The sequence below is a fragment of the Novosphingobium sp. Chol11 genome, from assembly GCF_900218065.1.
In the GTDB taxonomy this organism is placed as follows: Bacteria; Pseudomonadota; Alphaproteobacteria; order Sphingomonadales; family Sphingomonadaceae; genus Sphingobium; species Sphingobium agri.
This window is the reverse complement of the sequence record NZ_OBMU01000001.1, coordinates 1,383,975-1,390,624: the sequence shown is the minus strand read 5'-3', so window position 1 is coordinate 1,390,624 and position 6,650 is coordinate 1,383,975. Positions and strand designations below refer to the sequence as shown.

The 6,650-nt window shown below is 62.3% G+C and carries 7 protein-coding genes; 1 reads left to right on the top strand and 6 read right to left on the bottom strand.

Annotated features, from left to right (window positions below):
- Positions 1 to 37: 37 nt before the first annotated feature.
- From ilvC to miaA, 5 genes are all read right to left on the bottom strand, one after another.
- Positions 38 to 1,057: a ketol-acid reductoisomerase gene (gene ilvC, locus NCHOL11_RS06905; RefSeq protein ID WP_097091647.1), complete on the bottom strand. Its 1,020-nt coding sequence runs from the start codon at positions 1,055 to 1,057 to the stop codon at positions 38 to 40.
- A 207-nt stretch (positions 1,058 to 1,264) separates the two neighbouring features.
- Positions 1,265 to 1,780: an acetolactate synthase small subunit gene (gene ilvN / locus NCHOL11_RS06900; RefSeq protein ID WP_066523989.1), complete on the bottom strand. Its 516-nt coding sequence runs from the start codon at positions 1,778 to 1,780 to the stop codon at positions 1,265 to 1,267.
- Positions 1,780 to 2,130, bottom strand: a complete 351-nt coding sequence (locus tag NCHOL11_RS06895) for a hypothetical protein (protein WP_097091646.1) — start codon at positions 2,128 to 2,130, stop codon at positions 1,780 to 1,782. The genes ilvN and NCHOL11_RS06895 overlap by 1 nt, the downstream gene beginning before the upstream one ends.
- The gene (locus tag NCHOL11_RS06890) at positions 2,127 to 3,875 is read right to left on the bottom strand and encodes an acetolactate synthase 3 large subunit (protein WP_097091645.1); all 1,749 of its coding nucleotides are present in this window, start codon (positions 3,873 to 3,875) and stop codon (positions 2,127 to 2,129) included. The genes NCHOL11_RS06895 and NCHOL11_RS06890 overlap by 4 nt, the downstream gene beginning before the upstream one ends.
- A 101-nt stretch (positions 3,876 to 3,976) precedes the next feature.
- Positions 3,977 to 4,921: a tRNA (adenosine(37)-N6)-dimethylallyltransferase MiaA gene (miaA, locus tag NCHOL11_RS06885; RefSeq protein ID WP_097091644.1), complete on the bottom strand. Its 945-nt coding sequence runs from the start codon at positions 4,919 to 4,921 to the stop codon at positions 3,977 to 3,979.
- Between miaA and serB the strand changes: the two genes are divergently transcribed.
- Positions 4,920 to 5,798 (top strand): phosphoserine phosphatase SerB, encoded by an 879-nt coding sequence (serB, locus tag NCHOL11_RS06880; RefSeq protein WP_097091643.1) that lies wholly within the window; start codon positions 4,920 to 4,922, stop codon positions 5,796 to 5,798. The genes miaA and serB overlap by 2 nt on opposite strands.
- Before the next feature lie 27 nt (positions 5,799 to 5,825).
- On the opposite strand, the gene NCHOL11_RS06875 is transcribed toward serB, so the two are convergent.
- A complete protein-coding gene (locus tag NCHOL11_RS06875) occupies positions 5,826 to 6,587 on the bottom strand; it encodes a MauE/DoxX family redox-associated membrane protein (RefSeq protein ID WP_097091642.1) in 762 nt (253 codons plus the stop codon).
- Positions 6,588 to 6,650: the final 63 nt, after the last annotated feature.

Below are 6,650 nucleotides of genomic sequence, written 5' to 3'. Positions count from 1 at the left end.
AGAGATCCCAGCTTGCGCCGTGAAGAAGCTGAAAAGCTTAGTTCTTTTCCTTGTCCACCAGCTTGTTCGCGCCGATCCAGGGCATCATCGCGCGCAGCTTGGCGCCGGTTTCCTCGATCTGGTGGCGCTGGGCGGCGATACGGCTCGCCTTCAGTTCGGGCTGGCCAGCGCGGTTGTCGAGCACGAAGTCCTTGACGAAGCGGCCCGACTGGATGTCGGCGAGGACGCGCTTCATTTCCTTCTTCGTTTCTTCGGTGATGATGCGCGGGCCGGTCTTGATGTCGCCATATTCGGCGGTGTTCGAGATTGAGTAGCGCATGTTGGCGATGCCGCCTTCATACATCAGGTCGACGATCAGCTTCAGTTCGTGGAGGCATTCGAAATAGGCCATTTCCGGCGCGTAGCCAGCTTCGACCAGCGTTTCAAAGCCGGCCTGGACGAGCGCGGTCGCGCCACCGCACAGCACGGCCTGCTCGCCGAACAGGTCGGTTTCGCATTCCTCGCGGAAGTTGGTTTCGATGATGCCCGAGCGGCCGCCGCCGACGCCCGAAGCGTAGGACAGGGCGATGTCATGCGCGTTGCCGGTCGCGTCCTGCGCGATCGCGATCAGGCAGGGGACGCCGCCGCCGCGCTGATATTCGCTGCGGACGGTGTGACCGGGGCCCTTGGGCGCGATCATGATCACGTCCACGTCCTTGCGCGGTTCGATCAGGCCGAAATGGATGTTCAGGCCATGGGCGAAGGCGAGCGCCGCGCCGGGCTTCAGATTGGCATGAATGTCGTCGGCATAGATCGCGGCCTGATGCTCGTCGGGGGCCAGGATCATGAGGACGTCGGCCCATGCGGCGGCTTCGGCGTTGGGCAGGACCTTGAAGCCTGCCCCTTCGGCCTTCTTGGCCGAGGCCGAGCCGGGGCGCAGAGCGATGGCGACTTCCGCCACGCCGCTGTCGCGCAGGTTCTGGGCGTGAGCGTGGCCCTGCGAGCCGTAGCCCAGGATGGCGACCTTCTTGCCCTTGATAAGGCCGATGTCGGCGTCGCGATCGTAATAAACCTTCATGTTTCCTATTCCCTCAATACCGTCGCCACTTTTCCTCTCTCCGGCACGGGGAGAGGATACGAAATCTTGGCTCGGCGCAGCCGGGCCTAGATGGAGTTGGAGAGGGGGCTTTGCTCCCGTGAGGGCGCTGGCCCCTCTCCCGCTGCGACTAGACGGCGAGCCGCCAAGTGTCGCTGCCCTCTCCCTGCAGGGGAGAGGGAAATTCGGTCAGTTCGGCTCCTTGCCGCGGATCAGGCCGACTACGCCGGTGCGGCCGACTTCAACAAGGCCGATCTGGCGCATCAGGCCGACGAAATTGTCGATCTTGTCGGTCGTTCCGGTGATCTCGAAGATGAAGCTTTCGATCGTCGTGTCCACCACCTTGGCGCGGAAGACATCGGCCAAGCGCAGCGCTTCGATCCGATCCTCGCCGGTGCCAGAAACCTTGACCAGCGCCAGTTCGCGCTCGACGAAGGGGCCGTTGGCGGTGAGGTCTGTCACCTTGTGAACCGGCACCAGCCGGTCGAGCTGGGCGATGATCTGGTCGATCACCTTGGGCGGGCCGTTGGTGACGATCGTGATGCGGCTGATCGCATGATCGGGCGTGATGTCCGCCACGGTCAGGCTGTCGATATTATAGCCGCGCGCGGTGAACAGGCCCGCGATGCGGGCGAGGATGCCCGCTTCGTTGGTGACCGTGAGCGACAGGACGTGCCGTTCGCTATATTCTTCCTGAATGTGCATCAGATGCTCGTTCCGTTATCCGGTTCTTCTTTGCGCTCGTGGCGCTGGGAGATCATTCCCGTGAAGGCATAGTGCCAGCTGCCGTCATCCCGATGGGCGAGGCGGACGGGGAAGCCCGCGATCGCGTCGAACATGCGAGTCAGATGCTCACCGACATAGCGAGGGCTGACCAGCAGGCGGCCGATATGGCGTTCGTGAAAATCGAAGCCCTCATCCAGATGCACTTCCCACGCTTCATTTTCCGGATCAGCGTGATCCACGGTCCAGCCTTTCAGCTCGGCCGTACCGCTGATCCGTTCAAAGTCGAAGGGTTCGCTCACATGGATGCGGAGCTTCAGATGCTGCGTCACACCAGCGCCTTTGCCTCGTCCGACATGATACCCGCGATCTGGTTGGGATCGAGCAGCATGTCGGTATGCGCCGCGCCCGACGGGATCATCGGGAAGCAGTTGGACAGCTTGGCTACGCGGCAGTCCACGATCACCGGGCCGGGCGTGTCGATCATCTGACGGATGCCCGCCGCCAGTTCCTGCGGCCCCTCGATGCGGATGCCGGTCCAGCCGTAGGCTTCGGCCAGCTTCACGAAGTCGGGCAGGCTGTCCGAGTAGCTGTTGGAATAGCGGCTTTCATAGGTCAGTTCCTGCCACTGGCGGACCATGCCCATATATTCATTGTTGAGGATGAGCACCTTGACCGGCAGCCGGTATTGTGTCGCTGTCCCCATTTCCTGGATGTTCATCTGGATCGAGGCATCGCCCGCGACGCAGACCACCAGGCTGTCGGGATTGCCAACCTGCGCGCCGATGGCGGCCGGGAAGCCATAACCCATGGTGCCAAGGCCGCCAGAGGTCAGCCACTTGTTGGGCGCTTCAAAGCCGAAATGCTGGGCCGCCCACATCTGGTGCTGGCCGACTTCGGTCGTGATGATGACGTCCTTGGCCGACTTGGAAGCGCGGTAGAGTTCGGCGATCGCCTCCTGCGGCATGATCTCTTCACGGCTTTCCGGATAGGCCAGGCTGTTGCGGGCACGCCAGCCTTCGATCCGGGCCCACCATTCGGAAAGGTCCGCCGCCTTGTGGCCATGCGTCTTCCAGCCGGTGATCATGTCCGTCAGCGCGTTGCCCACATCCGCGACGATGGGGAGGTCAACCTCGACCGTCTTGTTAATCGAGCTGCGGTCGATGTCGATGTGGATTTTCTTGCTGTTCGGCGCGAAGGCGTCGAGGCGGCCCGTCACGCGATCGTCAAAGCGCGCGCCGACGCAGACGATCAGGTCCGCCTTGTTCATCGCCCAATTGGCTTCATAGGTGCCGTGCATGCCCAGCATGCCCAGCCATTGGGGCGAGGAAGCAGGGAAAGCGCCCAGGCCCATGAGGGTCGAAGTAACGGGCGCGCCGGTCAGTTCCGCCAGTTCACGAAGCAGGGCGGACGCCTTGGTGCCGGAGTTGATGACGCCGCCGCCGGTGTAGAAGATCGGGCGCTCGGCCTTTGCCAGCATCTCGACAGCTTGTGCGATCGCCGAAGGATCAGCCTGCGTCTGCGGCTTGTAGCTCGCATGTTCGAAACCCAGCGGCTTGGCATAGGGCGCGGTTGCGATCTGGACGTTCTTGGGGATGTCCACGACGACAGGACCGGGTCGACCGGTGGTGGCGATATGGAACGCCTCATGGACTACGCTCGCCAGCTTGGCCGGGTCCTTAACCAGATAATTGTGCTTGGAACAATGGCGCGTGATGCCGACCGTGTCCGCTTCCTGGAACGCATCGGTGCCGATCAACTGCGTCGGCACCTGCCCGGTGATGACGATCATCGGGATGGAGTCCATCAGCGCGTCCGTGATGCCGGTGACGGCGTTGGTCGCGCCGGGGCCGGAGGTGACGAGCACGACGCCGGGCTTGCCGGTGGAACGGGCGTAACCTTCCGCCATATGCGTCGCGCCCTGTTCATGGCGAACAAGGACGTGGCGGATCTTGGGATGGTCAAAAAGTGCGTCATAAATGGGCAGCACCGCGCCGCCCGGATAACCGAACACGACTTCGACCCCCAGGTCGATCAGGCACTCAACCAAAATGTCCGCGCCGCTCTTTTCGGCCACGATGAAATCCTTCCACTGGATGCAGGTTGCGCCCTCTGCCCTGCAAGAGGAGCATTGGCAAGGTGGGTGCCTCTATTCGACATAAAATGGCAAGTCAATACCTATATGAGCAACTTTATTACAAGTTCTTCGACTATTTCGTCATCAATCTTCCGCTGTTCGATCGCCCAAGTCGGCGGAGGTTGGCGAGAAAACCAGGTATATTGGCGTTTGGCGTACTGGCGAGTGGCGATACGTCCCTTCTCCAGCATGGTCTCGCGGTCAATCTCGCCCTGCAACCAGCCCCTGATCTCAGGAACTCCAATGGCGCGCATCACCGGCAGGTCGGGGGACAGGTCGCGGGCAAGCAGGGCCTCGACTTCCTGCACCGCGCCTATATGCACCATCTGCTCGAACCTGCGGTCGCAGCGCGCGATCAGCCAATCGCGCGGGGGCAGCAGGATAAGGGGAGAAAGATCAATGCGCTCCCCAATTCCTCCCCTCTTTTGCTGCTGCCAGAAGCCAAGCGGTTTCCCCGTCGAACGCACCACTTCCAGTGCGCGCGCAACCCTTGTGCTGTCGGCCGGTGCCAGCCGTGCGGCAGCCGCCGGATCTTCGATCGTCAGCGCGGCGTGAGCATCGGCGACGGCCATGGAGCGAACGAAGGAGCGAATGTCCGGATCGATCTCCGGGACCGGCGCAATCCCGTCGAGCAACGTGCGCAGATAAAGGCCGGTGCCCCCCACAAGGATCGGCAGGAGCCCTCTCGCATGCGCTTTGTCGATTTCGATGCTGGCTTCAGCGGCCCAGCGGGCTGCGGTGCACGCTTCCGCTCCGTCGATATGGCCAAAAAGGCGATGCGGCACACCCCCCATGTCTTCGGCGCTTGGCCTCGCCGACAGGATGTGCAGATCGGCGTAGACCTGGCTGGCGTCGGCATTGATGACGATCCCATTGGCGGATTGAGCCAGCCGAACCGCCAGCGCGCTCTTGCCGCTCGCGGTAGGTCCGGCAATAAGCGCGACGCGCGGGCGGGATTCGCCCTTCGATGTTTCAGGAGTGTCCATGTTCGTCGCGACCTTAGTGGCAAGTGCTGCCTTGAGTCAGGAGGATATTGCGGAAGCCGTCGCCCGGCTCGCCACGGCGGGTTGCGCGCCAGTGGATATCAAGTGGCTGGACGAGGACAAGGCTGCCGACATCTTCTTCGGCAGCGATCCCGTGGCCGCGCGCGCGGCTTTGACCGGAATTGGCGACAAGGTGGACGTGATCGTTCAGCCTGCCGAAGGGCGTGAGAAGAAGCTGCTGATTGCCGACATGGATTCCACCATGATCACTGTGGAATGTATCGATGAACTCGCAGACTATGCCGGGATCAAGCCCCAGATCGCCGAAATCACCGAACGTGCGATGCGGGGCGAACTGGACTTTGCGGGCGCGTTGCATGAGCGGGTGGCGCTTCTGAAGGGGCTGGCGGATGAGGCGATCGATCAATGCCGTGCGGAGCGGGTCAAGATCATGCCCGGCGCGCGCGCCCTTGTCCGCACCATGAAGGCGAGGGGGGCTCAAACCCTGCTTGTTTCTGGCGGCTTCACCCGCTTCACGGGTCCCGTTGCTGAGGAAATCGGCTTCGATCGCGCGGTAGCCAATGTTCTCGAGATCGCCGACGGCGCGTTGGCCGGAACGGTGACGTTGCCGATCGTCGACGCTTCCCGGAAGCTGCAGGAACTGGAGGCGGCGATAGCAGCAGGCATCGACCGGACGCTCACGCTCGCGGTAGGTGATGGTGCTAACGACATACCGATGATCCAGGGAGCAGGACTGGGCGTCGCCTATCATGCCAAGCCCAAGACCCGCGAGGCGGCGCATGCCGAAATCGTCCATGGGGACCTGTCCGTGCTGCTCTATGCTCAGGGCATTGCGTCAGCCCATTGGGTGGAAGCCTGACGATCCGCGCGCCGCTTGCCGCCAGCTTCAAAGGCGCGCCAGCATCCACAACGCCATCGCCACCATCATCAGATTTTCGGTGAGCGACACGAAACCCAATGGCACATTGCTGCTGCCGCCGACGCAGGCGCATTTCAATTCGCGCTTGTCGATATAGACGGCCTTGAAAACCGATACCGTGCCGATGCCGCCGATGAACAGCGCTACCGGTATCGAAAGCCAATGGAACAGGCCGGTCAACATCAGCACGCCCGCACCCAGCTCCAGGAAGGGATAGGCCTTGCCATATGGCACATAGCGGCGGGCCAGCAGGTCGTAGTTCAGGAACATGGTCGCGAACCGGTCGACATCCTGAAGCTTCAGCATGGCGACGAGCATCATGGTGATCGCGATGAAGCTCTCCACCGTCATGACGCTGACCAGCGGCATCGCGGTTAACCAACTTACCGCGAGCGCCAGCAAGGCGCCCACGGCAAAGACGGCGATCACGGGCACATAGCTGGTATCTGATGGGTTGGCGACTTTCATGCCGAAAAAGCGCCGGAGGTCGTCATGGCCGCCGATCCGCTTGCCTTCGATGAAGATCTGGGGCGTCGTCTTGACGTCATGCTCGCGTTTGAAGGCGTCGGTCTGCTCCCGGCTCGTGAGCCAGTGATCCTCCACCTCATATCCCTTGTGCCGCAGCAGCCAACGCGCCTTCAGGCCGTAGGGACAGGTGTGGCCCGGCATCACCATGCGATAGAGGACTGCTTTTCGGGGGTGGGTGGCCGTGGCGGCATTGGGGCTCATGACATCTCTTTCACTTGGAGAGTTTTGGTCTCCATCCCATATGGGTTCCGTACCATGGTCCGG